19 protein-coding genes and 1 riboswitch are annotated in these 21,386 nt (G+C 27.2%); of the genes, 12 read left to right on the top strand and 7 right to left on the bottom strand.

Annotation, left to right across the window (positions count from 1 at the left end; translation table 11 throughout):
* Positions 1-5: 5 nt before the first annotated feature.
* The 9 genes from DR020_RS03225 to DR020_RS03185 all read left to right on the top strand — a co-directional run bounded on the left by DR020_RS03225 (position 6) and on the right by DR020_RS03185 (position 8,777).
* Positions 6-323: a hypothetical protein gene (locus tag DR020_RS03225; RefSeq protein WP_055259844.1), complete on the top strand. Its 318-nt coding sequence runs from the start codon at positions 6-8 to the stop codon at positions 321-323.
* A gap of 14 nt (positions 324-337) precedes the next feature.
* Positions 338-619 carry a hypothetical protein gene (locus DR020_RS03220; protein ID WP_112365245.1) on the top strand — a complete coding sequence of 94 codons (282 nt, stop codon included), beginning with the start codon at positions 338-340 and terminating at the stop codon, positions 617-619.
* 374 nt (positions 620-993) lie between these two features.
* Positions 994-1,093: riboswitch (purine riboswitch) on the top strand.
* 91 nt (positions 1,094-1,184) lie between these two features.
* Entirely contained in the window at positions 1,185-2,585 is a 1,401-nt protein-coding gene (locus tag DR020_RS03215) for an NAD(P)/FAD-dependent oxidoreductase (protein WP_055259840.1), read from the top strand.
* Between the two features lie 261 nt (positions 2,586-2,846).
* On the top strand, positions 2,847-4,370 hold the full coding sequence (locus DR020_RS03210) for a DUF1538 domain-containing protein (RefSeq protein ID WP_112365244.1): 1,524 nt from the start codon (positions 2,847-2,849) through the stop codon (positions 4,368-4,370).
* Between the two features lie 3 nt (positions 4,371-4,373).
* Positions 4,374-5,063, top strand: coding sequence for a hypothetical protein (locus DR020_RS03205; RefSeq protein ID WP_055259836.1), 690 nt, complete (start codon positions 4,374-4,376; stop codon positions 5,061-5,063).
* Positions 5,064-5,188: 125 nt separating this feature from the next.
* Positions 5,189-5,977, top strand: a complete 789-nt coding sequence (locus tag DR020_RS03200) for a pseudouridine synthase (RefSeq protein ID WP_112365243.1) — start codon at positions 5,189-5,191, stop codon at positions 5,975-5,977.
* Between the two features lie 18 nt (positions 5,978-5,995).
* Positions 5,996-6,382 carry a DUF1284 domain-containing protein gene (locus DR020_RS03195; RefSeq protein WP_112365242.1) on the top strand — a complete coding sequence of 129 codons (387 nt, stop codon included), beginning with the start codon at positions 5,996-5,998 and terminating at the stop codon, positions 6,380-6,382.
* Between the two features lie 41 nt (positions 6,383-6,423).
* Positions 6,424-8,046, top strand: a complete 1,623-nt coding sequence (locus DR020_RS03190; protein WP_112365241.1) for an alpha/beta hydrolase — start codon at positions 6,424-6,426, stop codon at positions 8,044-8,046.
* Between the two features lie 188 nt (positions 8,047-8,234).
* The gene (locus tag DR020_RS03185) at positions 8,235-8,777 is read left to right on the top strand and encodes a DNA-3-methyladenine glycosylase (protein ID WP_055259828.1); all 543 of its coding nucleotides are present in this window, start codon (positions 8,235-8,237) and stop codon (positions 8,775-8,777) included.
* Positions 8,778-8,941: 164 nt separating this feature from the next.
* Here DR020_RS03185 and feoB read toward each other — a convergent pair whose 3' ends face one another.
* The 3 genes from feoB to DR020_RS03170 form a co-directional block, all read right to left on the bottom strand.
* Positions 8,942-10,876, bottom strand: coding sequence for a ferrous iron transport protein B (gene feoB, locus DR020_RS03180; protein WP_070101202.1), 1,935 nt, complete (start codon positions 10,874-10,876; stop codon positions 8,942-8,944).
* Positions 10,877-10,939: 63 nt separating this feature from the next.
* Positions 10,940-11,158 carry a FeoA family protein gene (locus DR020_RS03175; RefSeq protein ID WP_112365240.1) on the bottom strand — a complete coding sequence of 73 codons (219 nt, stop codon included), beginning with the start codon at positions 11,156-11,158 and terminating at the stop codon, positions 10,940-10,942.
* Positions 11,159-11,516: 358 nt separating this feature from the next.
* The gene (locus tag DR020_RS03170) at positions 11,517-13,706 is read right to left on the bottom strand and encodes an alpha-galactosidase (RefSeq protein WP_112365239.1); all 2,190 of its coding nucleotides are present in this window, start codon (positions 13,704-13,706) and stop codon (positions 11,517-11,519) included.
* A gap of 349 nt (positions 13,707-14,055) precedes the next feature.
* On the opposite strand from DR020_RS03170, the gene DR020_RS03165 reads away from it, so the two are divergent.
* The 3 genes from DR020_RS03165 to DR020_RS03155 all read left to right on the top strand — a co-directional run bounded on the left by DR020_RS03165 (position 14,056) and on the right by DR020_RS03155 (position 18,042).
* The gene (locus DR020_RS03165; protein WP_112365238.1) at positions 14,056-14,916 is read left to right on the top strand and encodes an AraC family transcriptional regulator; all 861 of its coding nucleotides are present in this window, start codon (positions 14,056-14,058) and stop codon (positions 14,914-14,916) included.
* 141 nt (positions 14,917-15,057) lie between these two features.
* Entirely contained in the window at positions 15,058-16,938 is a 1,881-nt protein-coding gene (gene htpG / locus DR020_RS03160; protein WP_058992300.1) for a molecular chaperone HtpG, read from the top strand.
* 417 nt (positions 16,939-17,355) lie between these two features.
* Positions 17,356-18,042, top strand: coding sequence for an MgtC/SapB family protein (locus DR020_RS03155; RefSeq protein ID WP_055259818.1), 687 nt, complete (start codon positions 17,356-17,358; stop codon positions 18,040-18,042).
* 98 nt (positions 18,043-18,140) lie between these two features.
* Here DR020_RS03155 and DR020_RS03150 read toward each other — a convergent pair whose 3' ends face one another.
* From DR020_RS03150 to DR020_RS03135, 4 genes are all read right to left on the bottom strand, one after another.
* Positions 18,141-18,695 carry a chromate transporter gene (locus DR020_RS03150; RefSeq protein ID WP_112365237.1) on the bottom strand — a complete coding sequence of 185 codons (555 nt, stop codon included), beginning with the start codon at positions 18,693-18,695 and terminating at the stop codon, positions 18,141-18,143.
* Complete coding sequence (locus DR020_RS03145) at positions 18,695-19,249, bottom strand: chromate transporter (protein ID WP_055259814.1); 555 nt, start codon at positions 19,247-19,249, stop codon at positions 18,695-18,697. Before DR020_RS03145 ends, DR020_RS03150 begins: the two co-directional genes overlap by 1 nt.
* A gap of 83 nt (positions 19,250-19,332) precedes the next feature.
* Positions 19,333-20,559 (bottom strand): ROK family transcriptional regulator, encoded by a 1,227-nt coding sequence (locus DR020_RS03140; protein ID WP_160110438.1) that lies wholly within the window; start codon positions 20,557-20,559, stop codon positions 19,333-19,335.
* Between the two features lie 166 nt (positions 20,560-20,725).
* On the bottom strand, positions 20,726-21,268 hold the full coding sequence (locus tag DR020_RS03135) for a chromate transporter (RefSeq protein WP_112365235.1): 543 nt from the start codon (positions 21,266-21,268) through the stop codon (positions 20,726-20,728).
* Positions 21,269-21,386 lie beyond the last annotated feature (118 nt).

Below are 21,386 nucleotides of genomic sequence, written 5' to 3'. Positions count from 1 at the left end.
TTTATATGTCAGCACCTAAAATTGAAAGGTCTAAAAATGCGATAGATAAGGAACAAGCTGTAGCAGATATAATTGAATCAATAGCTTTAGAAGAAACAGGACTTGCACATATAATAAATGCAGAGGGTGAAAAGATTCAAAGAGCATTAGAAATTGCAGATAGTACAGATGATTTAATTAATGTAAATAAATCTGTAAAAGATACTATCGTAAATATTATAAAAATGCAGATGTTATTACAATTTAAATTGGAAGAAGCAAGTAAAATAAATGGAAATAATTCAAAAAGACAAGTAGTTCAAAATGAAGTAGATAAAGAATAGTAGGAGGGATTCATATGTCAGCACCTAAAATTGAAAAACCACAAAATTCTATAGATAAGAATCAAGCTATATCAGATATAATTGAATCAATAGCTTTAGAAGAAACAGGACTTGCACATATAATAAATGCAGAAGGTGAAAAAATCCAAAAAGCATTAGAGATTGCAGATTGTGCAGATGATTTAATTAGTGTTAATGAATCTGTAAAGGATACATTGGTAAATATTATAAAAATGCAAATGCTATTACAATTTAAGCTAGAGGAAGTTAGTAAAATACAAGAGCAACAATGCTAATAACTCTCAAAAACAGATTTAAATTAGGTTTTATAATGATACATTAAACATTTAATAAAGTATGTGAAAAATTAAAGTAACGATAATTAAGAGAACTAGAAAGTTATATACTTCTAGTTCTTTTATAATTTCATGAAGAGAAAAAAGGTATAAAATAAAAAAATATAGATAAAAATATTAATTAAAAATAAAATTTAATAAATATTGTTCGTCATTTTAATTAATAAAATAGTTGCAAAAAATTAAAAAATAATATAATATTAATATTGTAAATGATTAATAATAGCTATTAATATGAATTTGCATAATTAAGAATAATTTATATATTGTTCGTATTATTGTCTATTTTCAATTAAATTTAGATGATGATTAAATAAAATAAAAGTTATATCGCTTATATAAGCTCATAATTTAGGTTGAGCGTTTCTACCCACTACCGTAAATAGTTGATTTATAAGTAACCATTAAGTTATATGGTCTATAAATCTAATATTTATGGTAGTTTTTTATTTATAAATTTATAAGAATTAATAAATAAATTGGTTAAAGATTTGGAGGGATAGGTATGAATAATTATGATGTTGTTATTATAGGTGCAGGACCAGCTGGAATATTTACAGCTTTAGAGATGATAAGAAATGGAAGTAAAAAAAAGATTGCTATTGTTGAGAAAGGAAGACCTGTTGAAAAAAGAAGTTGTCCTAAAACTAAAACAAAAGTCTGTATGAATTGTAAACCATATTGTCATATAACTACTGGTTTTTCAGGAGCTGGGGCTTTTTCAGATGGTAAATTATCTTTAAGTTATGAAGTTGGTGGAGATTTACCAGAGTTAATTGGTGAGGATTTTGCTCAAGAAATTATAGAGTATACTGATTCTATATACTTAGAATTTGGTGCAGATTCTAAAGTTGAGGGTATTGGTCAGGAGGAAAAGGTAAAAGATATTAGGAAAAGAGCAATACAGGCTGGATTAAAGTTAGTAGATTGTCCTATTCGTCATTTAGGGACTGAAAAAGCTCAGGAAATTTATTATAGTATAGAGAAATATCTTATTCAAAATGGTGTAGATATATATTTTGGATATGCTTGTAAAGATGTTGTTATAGAAAGTGGAAAATGTATAGGTGCAATTATTGAAAGCGCTGCAAAACATGATGATTTAAAAACTTTAGTCGGAAAACATATAGTTGTTGCGACTGGAAGAAAAGGTGCTGATTGGCTTGAAAAACTATGCGAGGAGCATAATATATTGCATGAACCTGGAACTGTTGATATAGGGGTTCGTGTAGAGGTTAGAAATGAGATAATGGAAGATGTAAATAATGTTTTATATGAATCAAAATTAATTGGATATCCACAACCTTTTAAAAATAAAGTAAGAACTTTTTGTCAAAATCCAGGTGGATTTGTTAGTCAAGAAAATTATGATAATGATTTAGCAGTTGTAAATGGACACTCATATAAAGAGTTAAAATCAAATAATACTAATCTTGCAATTTTATGTTCTCACAATTTTACAGAACCTTTTAATCAACCGATTGAATATGCTAAAAAAGTTGGGGAGCTTACAAATATGCTTGGAAATGGACATATTTTAGTGCAAAGATATGGAGATATTTTAAGTGGAAAGAGAACATGGCAAAAAGAGCTTACAAGGTCAAATGTAAAACCGTCATTACCAGATGCAATAGCTGGTGACATTACAGCAGCTATGCCATATAGGGCTATGATTAATATAATAAACTTTATTCAAGCTGTAGACCATGTAGTTCCTGGGTTTGCAGGAGATGAAACATTGCTTTATTCACCGGAACTTAAATTTTATAGTAATAGAGTAAAGATGACAAAAGATTTTATAACAAACATAGATGGTTTATATTGTTTGGGTGATTCTAGTGGATGGACTAGAGGACTTATGATGGCTTCTGTTATGGGGGTTTTGATGGGTAGAAAGTTAGTTTAAATATTAGTTTGTAGTTAAAAAATGGTTTATATTTTTAGTTGTAATTAATTTCACATAAAATTCATAAAAAAGACGTTGAGAAAATCAACGTCTTTTTTATGAATTTTTTCTATATATAGTGAGTTTTAAGTGATTAAAATAGAGCTATTGTTATTTTTATAGCGTATATAAATTGAATTTTAAGGGTATTAATTATAAATGTAATAAAAAGATATTTTATATAGTAATTATAGAGTAAAGATAAAAATAGGGGGTGATTTGTTGAATAGAGAATTATTATGTAAGGTTAGAGAAGCTATTTTTTCTGTACTTCCAATAACATTAATAGTTTTATTATTGAATTTTACTATAATACCAATGTCTTCAGGTACTATTAAGTTATTTTTGACGGGAACTTTTATGCTTATATTAGGAATGGGCTTATTTACTTTAGGCGCTGATATGTCTATGATGCTTATGGGAGAAAAGATAGGTGCATATTTAACTAAATCTAAAAATTTAATATTAGTTATTGTTTCGTGTTTTTTTATTGGAGTAATAATTACACTAGCAGAGCCTGACTTGCAAGTATTAGCGCAACAGGTACCTAATATACCTAATATGACAATAATATTAGCAGTAGCTTTGGGTGTAGGAATATTTCTTGTTATAGCAGTATTAAGAATACTTTTTAAAGTTAAATTAAATTATATATTAACTTTTTTTTATATTGCTATATTTATTTTGATGTTTTTTATAGAAAAAGATTTTTTACCTGTGGCTTTTGATTCAGGAGGGGTAACAACTGGGCCAATTACTGTGCCTTTTATTATAGCTTTAGGAATAGGAATAGCTTCTGTATGTGGTGATAAATCTGTTGAGGAAAATAGTTTTGGTTTAGTAGCTCTTTGTTCAATAGGGCCAATTATTGCAGTTTTATTTACAGGTAATTTTTATGATTTTTCTCAAGAAGCTTATTCTATAAATACAATTCAAAATGTGGATAATTTATTTGATATATATAATTTGTTAAAGGGTAGTTTGCCTAGTTACTCTTTAGAAGTTGCTGGTGCTTTATTACCTATTTTATTATTGTTTTTAATATTTCAAATTTTTGCTTTTAAAATTAGTAAGAAAGGTCTAATCAAAATTACTATAGGTATATTATACACTTATTTAGGATTAGTTCTTTTTATTACTGGGGTTAATGTAGGGTTTATGCCTGTTGGTATATATGTAGGAAAAAATATTGCATTGTTATCATATAATTGGATATTGGTACCTTTGGGAATGATTATTGGATATTTTATTGTTATGGCAGAACCTGCAGTATATTTATTAAATAAACAAGTTGAAGATATTTCAGAAGGTGCTATTTCAAGAAAAATGATGCAAAGAAGTTTGTCAATTGGGGTAGCCATTTCTTTAGGATTAGCTATGTTTAGAGTATTAACTGGAATTTCTATATGGTACTTAATAGTACCAGGATATAGTATTGCTATAATATTATCATTTTTTGTTCCCGAGATGTTTACTGCAATAGCTTTTGATTCAGGGGGAGTAGCATCTGGGCCTATGACTGCGACATTTTTATTACCAATTGCTATGGGAGCTTGTGATGCCATAGGGGGAAATATATTAACAGATGCGTTTGGCATAATAGCAATGGTAGCTATGACTCCTTTAATATCCATACAAATCTTAGGTCTAATTTATAATATCAAAATAAAGAAATCTAAGAAAATTGCTAATAGAAATGTGTCTAAAGAGGAGTATGAAATTATTAATTATGATGAGGAGAAATAATCTGTGGGTGATATAAGAAAGATTAAATTATTAGTTAGTATTGTAGAGCGTGGTATGGGTGAAAAAGTAGTTGGTATTTATAGAAAGCATAATGTGGTAATTAACCTTATTTGTTTAGGAAAGGGAACAGCAAGCTCAGAAATTTTAGATTATCTAGGATTAAATAAGAACGAGAAAGATATAATTTTAAGCATAATACCAAGTTGTAAGAGTAAATTAATATTAGAAAGTTTAAATAATAGTATTAATTTAATTAATCACGGAAATGGTATTGCGTTTAGTGTTCCTATATCAAGCGCAGGTGCAATAATATCAAAAGAGGTGTTTCTGCCAACTAATGATTGTTGGAATAAAGAAAATAAAAAGGATAGTGATAATATGTCTACAACTAAAGAATTTGGTGTAATAGTGGCAATAGTTAATTATGGTTTTTCAGAGCAAACAATGGAGTTTGCTAAAAAAGCAGGTGCTACGGGAGGGACAGTAATTCATTGTCGTAGTTTAGATACAAACGAAGTATCAAAATTTCTTGGAATAACTATAGAACCTGAAAAGGAATTTGTATTAATTTTAGCAGAAAATAAAAATAGATATGAAATAATGAAAATGATAAATGAAAAAGTTGGATTAAAAACAGAGGCTAGAGGAATTTGTTTATCATTACCAGTAGATGATGTGGTAGGAGTTATTTAAATTTTAGATAAAAAATCCATTCTAAATTATTGTGAATGGATTTTTTTATATTAATTTTAACAGATTTTTGTATAATAAAATTAATAATTTTTAAAATATATATGAATTGTAGTGAGGAGATGGATATGAGGTTAGATAAATATTTAGCTGAGGCTGGCATTGGAAGAAGAAAAAATGTTAGAGAATATATAAAACAGGGATTAGTTATGGTAAATGGAGAAGTTTCGATACAGCCAGCGTTAGAAATTAAAGAAGGCATTGATATAATACTTTATGATAATACGGAGGTTAAATATAAAGAAAAAGTTTATTACATGTTTAATAAACCAAGTGGATGTATAACTGCAACTAGGGACAAGAAAAATAAAACTGTTTTTGATTATTTTAATGATGAGGCAAGTGGGATTTTTCATGTAGGAAGGCTTGATAAGGATACGGAAGGATTGCTTTTATTTACTAATGATGGGGAGTTTGAGCATCTTTTAATGCATCCAAGTAAGCATATTAATAAAACTTATTTTTTTTGGGCTTTAGGTTCTTTAAATGAAAGTGATAAAAAATCTTTAGAAGAAGGAGTTTTTTTACAACAAAATGAAATATTAACTAAACCAGCTAAAATAGAGATATATAAAGAGGGAAGATATTTAGATTTTAAAGAAGAAATTTATATTAAAAGTTTAATTGATGTAGATTGTAAAAATTATAATCCCAAAATAGTTTCTGGATATCTTACAATTTCGGAGGGGAAAAAACATCAAGTAAAGAGAATGCTTAAAGCAGTAGGCTGTTATGTAGTTTATCTTAAAAGGGTAGCAATTGGTGATTTAAAATTAGACCAATCTTTAAAGAGTGGTGAGTATAGGAATTTGACTGTGGATGAAATAAATATGTTATTAGATAATCATAATTATTAGTAAGAGGGAGATTAAAATATGATATTAAGACCGCATCATTTGTTATGCACTCAATCGTATGAGGGTAGAGGGTATAGTGCAGAATTTATAAAAAATATGGATAAAAATATAGAAATTTTAAAAAATAAACAAGGTTTTAAGATTAAGATAGAATGTGGATTGGATGATTTGTGCGTAGCTTGTCCACATAACAAAGGACAAGCTTGTAGTAGCGAAGTTAAGGTTAAAACTATGGATGAAAAAGTATTAAAGTACTTTAACTTAAAGGAAGAATTTTATGTGTATAAAGATGTTATAAATCTTGTGCAAAGAAAAATAACAAGTGATATATTAGCAGATATTTGTAAGGAGTGTGAATGGTATGAGTATGGAATGTGTAAAAAAATAATATTAAAAAAGCATTAATATTATTTAGTGTTTTAAAGGTGAAAGAGAGTGTTTTAGTGATGGGGAAATTTTTTTATTATTTTGTAATAGCAATTTTTTCTATTAACTTATTTGGATGTGCTGAAGAGGAAAAGAAAGTTGCAGAAACTAGCACAGTTTATACTACCGAAAAAGAAATAAATAGTGTAGAAATTAAAGAATCGGCTACTATGGATATAATAGAAGCTGATTTTGATTTAGGGGAAAAAAGTTTTATTACAGAGTTGGGAAATACTGTTTACTATAATGTTAGGGGGCTTGCATCTATACCTAGTAAAGAGGGGAGATATCCAGTAGTTTTAATAATTCATGGAAGATACAATAATACCAGTAATGATACTAGATTTGATAAGGGTTTTAAGTATTTAGTGGATTATTTAGCGAGTTGTGGATATGCTACCTTTACTTTAGATATACAGGGAGCTTATAATTCAAATTTTGGAAATGAAGATGATAATAAAAAGGTTAGAAATATGTTTCCTAGTTTTATTAAAGCTTTTGAGGATGCTAATAACGGAATATTAGAAGGGTTTAGTGTTGATTTAACAAGAATGCTTGATTTAGATAATATATTTCTTATAGGACATTCAAGAGGGGGAGAAACTGCGATTGATATAGCTTTAGAAAATGATAATGTAAAGGGAGTAATAAGTGTAGCACCAACTCTTCCAGATGAATTAGATAGAGAATATCCAGATATACCAATATCAATAATAGTTCCAGAACTTGATGGTGATGTTGATACTTTAGATGGTTTTTCATTGTTTGATTCTATAACTTTAAATAAAAATAGGACAAGTGATGTTAATCTAGTTTTTCTTAAAAATTCTAATCATAATTGGTTTAATTCTATGCTTATAAAAAATGATTCTAATTATTTAAATAGTAAGGATAAGATAAAAAATCAGATAAGCAGGATAGATCAGGAAACCTTTTTAAAAAATTTTTCAAAAGATTTTTTAGATAGTGTTTTTTATAAGAATAATATTGTATCTTTTAATGATTATAGTAGTTTTGAGCCTGCATATATGTATGGTTTAGAGGTGAAAATTCAATTTTGGAGAAAAAAACAGCAAGTAATTTTAGATTATGAAAATATTCATGATATGGTTTATGAAAAAGTAGAAGTTAATGTTTTAAAGCAAGCTTTACAAAGTAGAGAAAATGAGATAGATGGATTTAATCTTCCTCTTCAAAATATTGAAGGCTTTGATTGCAAGAAATTAATAAATATAAAGTGGGAAGATAGATTAGGGGTATTTGAAATTCCTATAAATAATATTAATTTTAAAAAGTATGATAGTTTAATTTTAAATTTAGCAATAGATCCATCAGATAATTTAAATTTAAAAAATCAAAGTCAATCTTTTATAATTAGATTAGAAGATAAATTTGGTAATAAATCTCAAATTGTTTTGGGAGATGAAAGTCAAAGTTTAAATTATGTAGAGGGTGATAATGTATATGGTAAATTTGAAGATAAGATAGTGTATTCTTGGTCAAGTTATACAGTTTTAAGTGATATTAGAATTCCTTTAGAGGTATTTAGTGAGGTTAATTTAAAGAATATATCTAAGGTAACTTTAATATTTAATCAAAAGGATAGTGGTTCAGTTATGATAAATAATATAAGATTATCTTAAAATATAAATGAAAATGAGAATTTTTTAAAAATAGATAAATTTTAATAAAGTGGTATTAAAAGTTAATATTTTTTAATAAATAAATAAATTGTAATTAGAAAAAATAAACTTTTATCATCAAGTTAAGAAAATGTTATAATATATAAGTAGCGTGGTTTAAAGTAATTTTGTGGATGGTGATAAAAGATATGAGTAAACCCAAAAAGTTAAATGAAGATTTTTATAATGATTCAGCTGTAAATTTGGCTCCAAAACTTTTAGGAAAACTGCTTTGCAGAAGAGTTGATGGCGAAATAAAAAAAATACGTATAACAGAAACAGAGGCTTATTATGGCGAGCAAGATACTGCATGTCATGCCCATAAAGGAAAGACTGAGAGAACTAAGATAATGTATAGAAATGGTGGAGTAGCATATATATATTTGTGTTATGGAATACATTATATGTTAAATATAGTAACAGGAGTTGAAGGGTTTCCTGAAGCAGTTTTAATAAGAGGAGTAGAAGGTTTAATAGGACCAGGTAGACTCACAAAAGCTCTAAAAATAGACAAAACATTAAATGGTGAAGATTTAGTGTCGTCGGAATTATTATGGATTGAGGATGATGGATATATTCCAAATTATGATGCGACACCAAGAGTTGGAATAAACTATGCAACGGAAGAATATAAAAATATCCAATGGAGATTTATTGTGAATAATTCTCAAAATAAACATCAATATGTATAAAGTTTAGTACATATATAGTAAATAATTTTAAAGGGAGTCACCAATGTTATTTTAGTATGACTCCCAATACTTTTATTTAATTTTTTTATGTTTTTGTTTAAAAATTTGATAAAAAGATGCATAAAAAAAGAAGTTATAAAATATTATAACTTCTTTTTTATATATTATTTTAAGGTTTTTACTTTTGATGGAGATTGTCTTTTTCCGCATTGTGAAGTACAACCAGAGCAATGACATTCCCCTTTAGCTGATTTTCTTAAATTTTTAAATATTATAAAAGCAACAAATAAAATTATTATAGCTGTTATTATATATTCCATTTTAACCCCTCCATTTGTTGTAAGCATAGCAACATTATAAAATAATAATGAAACAATCCAAGCTAGACCTATTTGGAAGCATGCTGCCATAATAGTGAATTTGCCTCCAAATTCTTTCTTTAACATACCTAATGCGCTTATACAAGGTGTATATAATAAAACAAATATTAAGAAGGCATAAGCTGATATAGTAGTAAAGTATGCTGGAAGTACTAAATGAAGTTCTCCAGGATAAATTACTTGCATTGTTGATAGAACTGTTTCTTTTGCCATTAATCCTGTTAGTAATGATACAGAAGCTTGCCAGTTTCCAAAACCTAATGGTGCAAAGAATGGAATGAATATATCTCCAATAGATTTTAAAAAGCTAGTATCTATATTAGTGGTAAATCCATGAGCATTAAAGCTTTGTAAGAACCATATTAGAACACTCATAGCAAAAATTATAGTTCCGGCTTTTACTAAAAATCCTTTAGTTTTGCTCCAAATTTGTTTTACCATAGATGTAACTGTTGGAATTTTGTATTCTGGAAGTTCAACCACAAAAGGTTCAGTATCTTTTTTAAATACTGTTTTAGAGAATAAAGTTCCAACTATAAATGCAATAACTACACCAAGTATATATATTGATGATATAGCTAAGGCTTCGTGACCTCTAAAGAATACAGATACAAATAATGCGTAAATAGGTAACTTAGCGTTACAAGACATTAAAGGTGCTAAAAGACCAGCAAGTTTTCTATCTTTTTCACTTTCTAATGTTCTTGCAGAACCTATAGCAGGAACTGAACAACCAAATCCAAGCATCATTGTAATAAATGCTTTACCTGAAAGCCCCATTTTTTTCATTATTCCGTCCATTAAAAAGGCAACTCTTGCCATGTATCCACTTTCTTCTAATAAGAAGATACAGAAATATAAAGATACTATAAGTGGTAAGAATCCTATAATAGAACCAACACCACCAATTATTCCATCTACTACTAATGAACTAAACCATGGAGATGCATTAGCAAGTATGGTGCTAGTTAGATAGTCAGGAATAGAACCCGTTAGAAAATCTGTTAACTTGTCTGCCAATGGTTGTCCAACCCAAGCAAAGGTAAACAAGAATATTAGAACTATTATAGCAAAAAATATTGGATAAGATAGCCATGGGTTTAAAGCTATATTATCAATTTTATCTGTTAAAGAAAGGTTATTACCATTCTTTTTATAGCTAGACTTAAGGTTAGTATCTATGAATTTATATACTTCATTCTCATTTTTAAATTCATAAACCGAGTTGTCTAGATATTTAGAAAAATCATTTGTATTTTTGATAAAGTCTTGTACAACGTCCAAACCTTTGCGTTTAGAAGCTGATATTGGTATAACTTTTACTTTAAATTGTTTTTCAAGAGCATTGAAATTTAAAAATATATTTTTCTTTTCAGCAACATCTATCATGTTTACTAAAAGAACTATTGGTTTGTTAAATTGTTTAAGTTGCATTGTTAAATATAGGTTTCTTTCAATGTTAGAAGCATCAACTATATTTAAAATAAGGTCAACTTGTTCATTTTGTAAAAAATGTTTAGATACTTTTTCTTCGTTAGAGAATGTATCCATAGCATAAATCCCAGGTAAGTCCACTATTTTTGTATTTTCCAAAAAAGCCTCTTTCTTGTCAACAGTAACACCTGCCCAGTTACCAACCTTTTGTTTAGAACCGGTAAGAGCATTAAATAAAGTGGTTTTACCTACATTAGGATTACCAATCAAAGCGATTGTTTTCATTAATAAATCCTCCCTAGGTAATTTTCTTTTTAGTTTTATTTAAAATTATCATTGATTTAATATTTATTTTAATACTATTCCTTTAATATCACTTTTTCTTAAAGCTATATCAAAGCCTCTTATATTTATTATTAAAGTTTCACCGAATAATACTTTTCTTTTTAATTTTAAGGTAGATCCCTTGATGAAACCTAATGCAGTTAATCTTTTGCATAATTTTTCATCACCGTGTAATTCTACTATTTCAGCAGAGTCACCACATTTTAATTCGTCTAAAAACATTCTTTTTCCCCCTATATAAGTTCTTCTGTTTAAATAAATGAAAATCATTATCAATAAGTATATAATAAGTTTAGCACTATTGGTAGCGCATTACAATAATTAAATACCATAATATGTAATAAAAGTATTAATATTTAATTAACATTTGATTAATATTTTGTGAACAAAATTTATATTATAAGTTATTGTTTTTATTATTTAATACAATTCTAACGTTTGAAAATAAAAATGATATCAGATAAAGAGTTGATTTTGCATCATAAAAAATCTTCTTTATCTAATATCATAAAATTTTATTAACAATCTTTAAATTTTTTACTTTTGATAGACGTATTATTTATATTAACATATATGTGAATTAGTCTTTTTTAATTAATCTCCATACTTTTGAAGCAAAATCTCCCTCAAACATAGGAATATTAAGTCCTAAATTCATCAATATATCTCCTCCTAATGTTAAATTTTCTCCGACAACTTCATAGGAAGAATTTTCGTCTAATCCTTTTAATTTTAAATTAGTGAAGCCTCTATTTACCGTAGCGTATTGTCTAACTAAAGTTACAATAATCTCTTTTTTATCATCAGATACATACATCCAAGCTACGTCATTATCTTCAAAAGGGTTAGAAAGTCTATAAAGTTTACCAAATTGAATAGTATCTCTAACTTCTTTATAGAAATTTATTTGTTCTTTCATGATTTCTTTTTCCTCATTAGATAATTTAGTTATATCTAATTCGTATCCAAAATTTCCTGACATAGCTACAGCTCCTCTTGTTTTTAAAGGGGTTATTCTGTGAGCTTGATGATTTGGAACAGCAGAAACATGGCAACCCATTGTAACATTTGGATAGACAATAGATGTTCCATGTTGAATTTTAAGTCTTTCTATAGCATCAGTATCATCGCTTGTCCAAACTTGTGGCATATAATAAAGCATTCCAGCATCAAATCTTCCACCACCGCCTGAGCAACTTTCAAATAAAATGTTAGGGAATCTATTAGTTATTTCCTCTAGAATTTCATAAAGACCTAAAATATATCTGTGAGAAGTTTCCCTTTGTCTTGCAGGGTCTAAAACTGATGAAGCTACTTCACTCATGTTTCTATTCATATCCCATTTTACATATTCTATATTGGCGCTTTTTAAAACATTACTAACTGTTTCTATTATATATTCCTTAACATCATTTCTTCCAAGGTCTAAAATAAGTTGATTTCTAGCAGTAGATTTTGTTCTACCATCTATATGAATGCACCAGTTAGGATGTTTTTCATATAATTTACTTATAGGGGAGACCATTTCAGGTTCAAACCATAAACCAAATTTCATTCCCATATTATTTATTTTATTAGCTAAGTTATTAAGCCCACCGTTTAATTTTTCTTTATTAACAAACCAGTCGCCTAAGGAACTTTTATCATCATTTCTTTTTCCAAACCAACCGTCGTCTAAAACAAACAATTCAATTCCCAATGATGAAGCCTCTTTTGCTATTGCTTCAATTTTTTTATCATCAAAATCAAAATAAGTAGCTTCCCAGTTGTTTATAAGAATAGGTCTTGTTTTATCTCTATATTTTCCTCTGCAAAGTCTTTTGCCGTAAAGATTGTGGTAGATGTGGGACATTCCTGTAATTCCTTCGTGAGAATAAGCCATTACAACTTCAGGTGCTTGAAATTCTTCTCCACTTTCTAAAAGCCATTTAAAATCAAAAGGATTAATACCTATTTGAACTCTTGAATTTTCATACATATCAACTTCGATATTAGCTAAGAAGTTTCCACTATAAACAAGGCTAAAACCAAAAATATCTCCAGTATGTTCGTTAGTGTCTGGTCTTGCTAATGCTATAAAAGGATTTTGAGCGTGACTACTAGCACCACGTCTACTTTCGATACTTTGACTGCCTCGTCTTAAAGGTGTGCGTACAAAATCTCTTTCTCTTGCCCAAGCTCCTGATAGTTGAATGAAATCAAATTTAGCATCTTTAAAATCAAAATTTGCACTTAAAATTCTTTCAATATTAACAGGTTCTTTGCTTAAATTTTTAACTTTAACGCTTCTTGTTATTGCATTAAATTCTTCAAAAACACTATAAGATAGAATAACTTCCACATTTTTTAAAGAATCGATAAGTGTTATTTCAAGGGTTTCAGCTTCTGTATCATTTTCAATATACGTGGCAGGTAGGTTATCAAGCTTGTTTTTTCCTTTATATATATTATGGCATTTGTATCTTAGGTCAGTTGCACTTGTACCATCTTTGAATTGAAATTCAATAGCTGGCGATCTAAGGTCAGTTGCACCAAAGCTTGGATATTCTAAGCTTGTAGATTCTATCATAAATCCATTGATATTGTCTGTATTAGTTAAAAAACTTCCAAAATCTCTAGTTCTAAAAACGTATTCAACATTATCAGAATTTAGTTTTTTACCCCAATAAAGGCTAATTAAATGATTAGTATCTAAAATTTTTATGATATAACTTGTTTTGTTTGATGATATATGAAACATTTTTTTATTTTGATTAAAACTTATTCCCATAGTGATGTCTCCTTAAAAAAAAATTGTATTTGTTTACATAAACACGTAATTTAATATAAATTCTTTAATATTAGATTATATATTTGATAAATTTGTTTTTATAGTATTAATTATACATATATACTAGGTAGATTTAAATATACATATGTTAGATGTTATATGTAAAAATGTTATATATAGGTTTTAGAATATAGAGTATTGGGAATAGTAATTAAGTTTTACAAATAATTTTTTAATATTTAAATCTAATTAGGTAAAAATTACATTAAATATTAATTTATACTAGAATTGCAATGTAAATTGATATAAAATAATATAACATATAGTGTATTGCATGGAGGAATTTATTATGGCACCTGTTAAATATTCTGAAGATAATTATTTTAAGTATTTAGAATATAAAAATGAAGAACAATCAGATTTGTTTTTATGTCAATGTGGCATTGAGGAATGTTTACCAGAGCATAGTTTTGGACCTGCAGTTAGAAATCATTATTTAATACATTTTATATTAAAGGGAAAAGGATGTTATATTGTAGAAAATAAAAAATATAATTTGACACAAAATCAAGGATTTTTAATATGCCCAGATACATTAACATATTATGAAGCAGATAAAACTAATCCTTGGACGTATATATGGATTGGTTTTAATGGGCTTAAGGCTAAAAGTTATTTAGAAAATGCAGATTTAAATAGAGAAAATTTGATATTTAATTATGCAAAAAAACCTAATGCTTTAAAATTATATATTGATGAAATATTAAAATTAAAAAATATAAATTTTGAAGATGAACTTAAAAGAGAGGGATTATTGTATTTATTTTTGGCTGAATTGGTTGGAAATACAGAGTATCAAAAAGAGAAAGTAGAAAAGCAAACCGATATTTATATAAAAAAAGCCATAGAATATATAGAGCATAATTATATAGAGGACATTAAAATTACCGATATAGCTAATTTTATTGGAGTAAATAGAAGTTATCTTTTTACTGTTTTTAAGAAAAACTTAAATATATCGCCTCAGGAATTTTTATTAAACTATAGAATGGAAAAGGCATATGCTTTACTTAATAATGATAAATTATCTATAAGTGATATAGCAAGGTCAGTAGGATATAGGGATCCATTAAATTTTTCTAAAATGTTTAAAAAAATAAATGGTGTAAGTCCTAAAGCATACAGAGAAAAAATAAATATGGAATTATAGGCATTTTATAAAGCTAGGCAATAAATTACTAGTATTGACATAAATAATAAAATGTGTTATATAAAAATTATGGTTAGCACTCGAATTGATTAAGTGCTAATAAATAAAACATATGTAATATGTTATAAAGGAGAGATTATTTTGGAAAAGAAACAGTTTAAATCAGAATCTAAAAGAATGTTAGACCTTATGATTCATTCTATCTATACAAATAGAGATATATTTTTAAGAGAGCTTATTTCAAACTCGAGTGATGCTATAGATAAGATTTATTATAAAGCATTAACTGATAAGTCAATAAGTTTTAATAAAGATAACTACTTTATAAACATACACATAGATAAAGAAAATAGAATTTTAAAAATAGAAGACACAGGTATTGGAATGACTGAAGATGACCTTGAAAATAATTTAGGTGTTATTGCTCAAAGTGGTTCATTAAAGTTTAAAAAAGAAAATGAATTAGATGATGAGCATGGAATAATTGGTCAATTTGGTGTCGGTTTTTATTCAGCATTTTTAGTAGCTGATAAGGTTACTGTTATAAGTAGGGCATTAAATAGTGGTGAAGCTTATAAATGGGAATCAGAAGGTGCTGATGGATATACTATTGAAAAAACTAATAAGGAAACAGTTGGAACTGAAATAATACTAAAAGTAAAAGAAAATAATGATGATGAGAATTTTGATAAATATTTAGATGAATATAATATACAATCTCTTATTAAGAAGTATTCAGATTTTATAAGATATCCAATTAAAATGGAATTAACTAAGAGCAAGCCTAAAGAAGGTAGTGAAAATGAATATGAAGAATATAAGGAAATAGAAACTATAAATAGTATGGTTCCTCTATGGAAGAAAAATAAAACTCAACTTAAGGATGAGGATTATAATAATTTCTATTTAGAGAAACATTATGGTTTTGACACACCACTTAGTCATCTTCATATAAGTGTTGATGGGGCAGTAAGTTATAATTCAATTTTATTTATTCCAGAGAGAGCACCGTATGACTTTTATTCTAAAGAATATGAAAAAGGTTTAGAGTTATATTCAAATGGTGTTTTAATAATGAATAGATGTGCAGACCTTCTTCCAGACTATTTTGGATTTGTAAAAGGGGTTGTGGATTCAGAGGATTTATCTCTTAATATATCAAGAGAGATTCTTCAACATGATAGACAATTAAGACTTATTGCTAAAAATATTAAAACTAAGATAAAAAATGAATTAAAAAGTATGTTAAAGAATAATAGAGAAAAATATGAAAAATTCTATAATTCTTTTGGAAGACAATTAAAGTATGGCGTATATAGTGAATTTGGAGCTAATAGAGATGTTTTAGAAGATTTATTAATGTTCTATTCTTCAAAAGAAAAGAAATTAGTAACTTTAGATGAATATTTAGAAAGAATGCAAGAAAATCAAAAATATATCTATTATGCAGTTGGAAGTTCGATAGATAGAATAGAAAAACTTCCTCAAACAGAGCTTTTATTAGATAAAGGATATGAAATTTTATATTTTAAAGAAGATGTTGATGAATTTGCTATAAAAATGTTGAACTCTTATAAAGAGAAAGAATTTAAGTCAGTGTCTAGTGGAGATTTAGGAATTGAACCTGAGGATAAAAAAGAATTATCAGAAGAGGAAACTAAAGAAACAGGAAATATTTTAGACGCTATGAGAGAAACTTTATCCAATAGAGTTAAAGCAGTTAAAGCATCAAAGATATTAAAAAATCATCCAGTTTGCTTATCAGCAGAGGGAGAAGTAACAATTGAGATGGAAAAGATTTTGAGTGCTATGCCTAATAATGAAGGTGTAAAGGCTGAAAAAGTCTTGGAAATTAACACAAATCATGATGTGTTTAAGGCATTAAAGAATGCTTATGAAAATGATAAAGAAAAGTTTAATTTATATACAAATCTTTTATATAATGAGGCACTTCTTATAGAAGGATTAGCAATAGAAGATCCAGTTGAATTTACAAATAATATTAGTAAGCTTATGAAATAATTTTAATAAAAAACCTCTTCATAAATGTTTATTTTATGAGGAGGTTTTTAGTTATTTTATCATAGTAGGAATATGTTTTTAATAAAGATTAATATAATATTAGAGAAATACAATTTATAATTCTAAAAATTTAGGTTGGGTTTTAATTTAAGTTATTATAAAAAATACCTAGTAAAATGGTTTTAATTTTATAAATTATTTCTATATTTTTTTATATATTGTACTAAGGTTTTTATATTATTAAATTAAATAAGTGATATAAAAATTTATTTAATTAATTTTAGGTTTATTGTTTATTTAAATTGAATAATGTGATAAAATAAGGCCTAATTTATAAAGGCTTTAGCTTTTATATTGTAATCATATAATTTTACAATCGTATACATATTTAATTATTATTACAAAGGGGGAAGATATATGAATGCAGTACCTACTTATAATATTCATGATATAGTACTTAGAATTGTTCTAGCTGGAATTTTAGCGGGAGCTATTGGTCTTGAAAGAGAGCTTCGTTCAAAAGAGGCTGGGCTTAGAACTCATTTTTTAGTTGGAGTTGGTAGCGCTCTTATAATGATAGTATCTCAATATGGATTTGCAGATGTTTTAAGGTATAATAATATTTCTTTAGACCCGAGTAGAATTGCAGCACAAGTTGTAAGCGGAATAGGTTTTTTAGGAGCAGGAACTATAATAATTGAAAGAAAAATAGTAAGAGGTTTAACAACAGCAGCCGGTATATGGGTTGTAGCAGCAATAGGTCTTGCATCAGGTTCTGGTCTTTATATGATAGCTATTTTAGGAACAATTGCAGTTTTGGTAGGACTTGAGTTTTTTCAAAGAATATTTAAATTAAGTTCTCATAAAGTTGTTGAGATGAATATTAAGGTTCAATCTAAGCCTAGAAATGAAATAATGGATATACTTGGAAAAAATTCTAATTATATTTTAAGTTATAAAATTGAAAAAGAGGCTTTAGATGAGATAAATATATATCATATAAGTTCTAAGTTTAGATGTAAGAATAATGTAAAAATCATGGAGCTAGTAAATGAAATTAAAGATTTAAGTGGCGTTGTATGTGTAAATGTTGAAAATTATTAAAAAATATTTTAATTTATATTTGAAATAATAAAAAAGGTTTGTATTAAATAAAACTATGTGTAGTTTTAAAGAATACAAACCTTTTTGTATTTTCAACTTTAATTGAATAAAGGTACAAATTGAAATACTATTCCAAGGACTGCCGCTAAAATAATTATAAAGATTGGATGAACCTTTTTAGAGAATAGAAGAATACCTGAAATCACTGTAATTACAATTTCATGCCATTCTCCATTGAATGTTTTTCCTATGTAAGCTGTTTTACAAACCATAACCAAAGCGCTTAAAAGTAATGCGATTAACGCTGGTTTCATTCCTTTTAAACAAGCATTCCAAACAACAGAATCTTTAAATTTAGAGAAGGCTTTAAAGGCAATCGATACTAAAATAAATGGTGTAGTACATAGTCCAATCATGGCCAATATTCCACCTGGAACTCCTGTTAATTTAAATCCAACAAAATATGTAAGGTTAACTGAAACAGGGCCAGGAGCTATTTGGCATATACCTATATAGCTTGTAAATTGAGCTGCTGTTATCCAATGCATATTGTTTACCAAAAGACTTTTTATAAATGGAAGCATTGCGTATCCTCCACCAAAAGCTAATGTTCCAACCGCTAAAAATACTACATATAATTGAATCAATATCATTATTTAGCTCCTCCTTTATCTCTGAATAAGAATCTAAATACAAATAAACCGTAAATTGCTGCTGCTATTATTACAACTGCTGGATTCACATCAAATACTTCTAAAGCAATAAGTGCAATAATTGCAACTATAATGTTATGCACATTTTTTTTAAGTTTTGCAGCAAATTTAACAACTGCTAGTAAGATAAGCATAGGAACTACTCCATCTATACCAGTTATGGCAGCCTTAACATATGGGTTTTGGTCAAATGTTAGTAATATAGTAGAAATTATAAAAATTATAACAAAAGAGGGTAATAAAACTCCTAGAAGGCAAGAAATAGCTCCGCCAATTCCTGCTAATCTATAACCAATAAAACCTGAAGATGTTATAGCTAATGGTCCAGGGAATGTTTGGCAAATCCCTACAGTTTCCATATAATCTTCACCGGACATCATTTTTTGTGTTTCAACAAGTTCTCTTTCCATTATCCCAACCATGGCATATCCTCCACCGTGTGTTGTAGCAGAGATTTTTAAATATGTCCAAAAGAGGTGTAAATATTTTTTCATATGTAATCACTCTTTCTTTTAAATTTATAATAGTTTGTTTTAAATTATTTTAAGGAATAAGAATAATTTGTTAGTGAAATGAATTATAATTGCAGTTTGTTAAGTAGCATAGTAAAAGCCGCACCAGTTGAAATTATATTTTCTTTAAAATATCCTTCAGTGGTGTATATCGAATCTACTGAGCCATTATTGTGTATATTTTTTAAATGATAACAAAGCAAATTGTAAATTATATAATCTAATTGAATTAAGGGACCATTTATAACTATCCTATCTGCATTTATTAGATTAGAAAAATTATTTAGTCCTAAGGATAATATTCTAATTCCTTCATTTAATGCCTTAAAAGAAAAATTATTTGTTTTTTCTGAATAGTTAATCATGTGTTCAATAAATTTAGTATTACTTAAGTCAGCTTCTGTATACTTAAATTCATCTTTTATATTTTGAACTATTAAATCTAAAGAAATATCTTTGTTTGAATATTTTTTATATATTTTTTCTATACCGCCAATAGTTGCGTAAAGTTCAAGACAACCATTGTTTCCACAAGGACAAGAATCACCGTCATATTTAATTGTCATATGACCGAAGGCATCTTCTTTGCTATTAGGATTTTTTATTATTTTTCCATTAACTACTAAGCCATATCTAATTCCAAGCCCTAAGTTTACATAAGCAACTTTTTGAACTAATGGATTATAGTTAAAGTGAAATTCTCCTAATGCTGCCATGTTAGCTCCATTTCCTATAAATAGAGGAAATGAAAAGTGTTTAGATACTAATGATTTTATGTCAGCTCCACTCCAAGAATTGTTTTTAAAATTAGTCACATTTCCTAAAATACCAGTTTTAATATTTACAGGTCCAACAGTTCCAATACCCATTCCTAGTATTTTATCTTCATTGATATATAATTGATTTAAAGCCTCTTTAATCTTAGATGATAGATAATTAATTACAGATTCAGGAGTTGAAGTTTCTGTCATTGTAATTTTATGATTAAAAATTATTTTTAGAGAACTATTTAGTATAATTACTTCTGAATAACTTCTAGCTAAATCCATGCCTATTATATAAAAACTATCTTCTTTACTACCATAAATAATAGGTGGTCTGCCACCTGTTGATTTATCAGTACCAATTTCTTTTATAAGATTTTTATTTATTAAAGATTGCAATAATCTATTTGCTGTGGTTTTAGGCAAATTAAGTTCAGTCATTATATCTTTCTTTAATTTGTTATTAGATGTGATTATTGCTTTATAAATTTGCTTTTCTTTTTGGTTTAAGTTATCTAAGCTAAACAAAATATGCATCTCCTTAAAACATTAAAAACTTAAATCCAATTTGGACTCAAGAAAATTATATTATTAACAAATTGTTAAGTCAAGTTTTGTAAATGTTTATATTTTAAAATTAGCTATGTAAAATATTAAGGTTATTAAAGTAAATTATAAAAAACTTTAATAAGGTTTATTTTTCTTTATATAAAAATTTAAAAACAATTAAACCATAAACTGCATAGATAACAATTGATATAGCCGGATTTAGATTGAAAAATTCTAAAGCTATGATAGCTATAATAGCAAGTATTATATTATGAGCATTTTTTTTAAACTTTGCACCAAATTTTACAATAGCAAGTAGTATAAGCATTGGTACAACGGCATCTATACCACTTATGGCAGCTTCTACATAGGGGTTTGTATGATATTCGACAAGTAAAGATGATATTATAAAAATTACTATGGCAGATGGCAATAAAATACCCAAAAGAGCTGCAATGGCACCTGTTAGACCATATAATTTATATCCTACAAAGGCAGTAGATGTAATTGCAATAGGTCCAGGAAATGCTTGGCACATACTTATAATTTCCATGAATTCATCATCAGAAATTAATTTTTCATTTTCAACTAATTCCCTTTCTGTTATTCCAATCATGGCATAGCCACCTCCATGAGTTGTGGAAGATATCTTTAAATATACCCAAAATAGATGAAATAATTTTTTCAATATATAGTCACCCTTTCTAAATTATTTTTTATTTATTTAAACAAACTTAAATCCAAATTGGATTTAAGTTGATTATAAAATTAATAATTAAGTAGGTCAAGGTATGGAGTTGTTTACA

This window comes from Sarcina ventriculi, assembly GCF_900456775.1.
Classification (GTDB): Bacteria; Bacillota; Clostridia; order Clostridiales; family Clostridiaceae; genus Sarcina; species Sarcina ventriculi.
The sequence above is the reverse complement of the archived record's forward strand: the minus strand, read 5'-3'. Positions and strand labels throughout refer to the sequence as shown.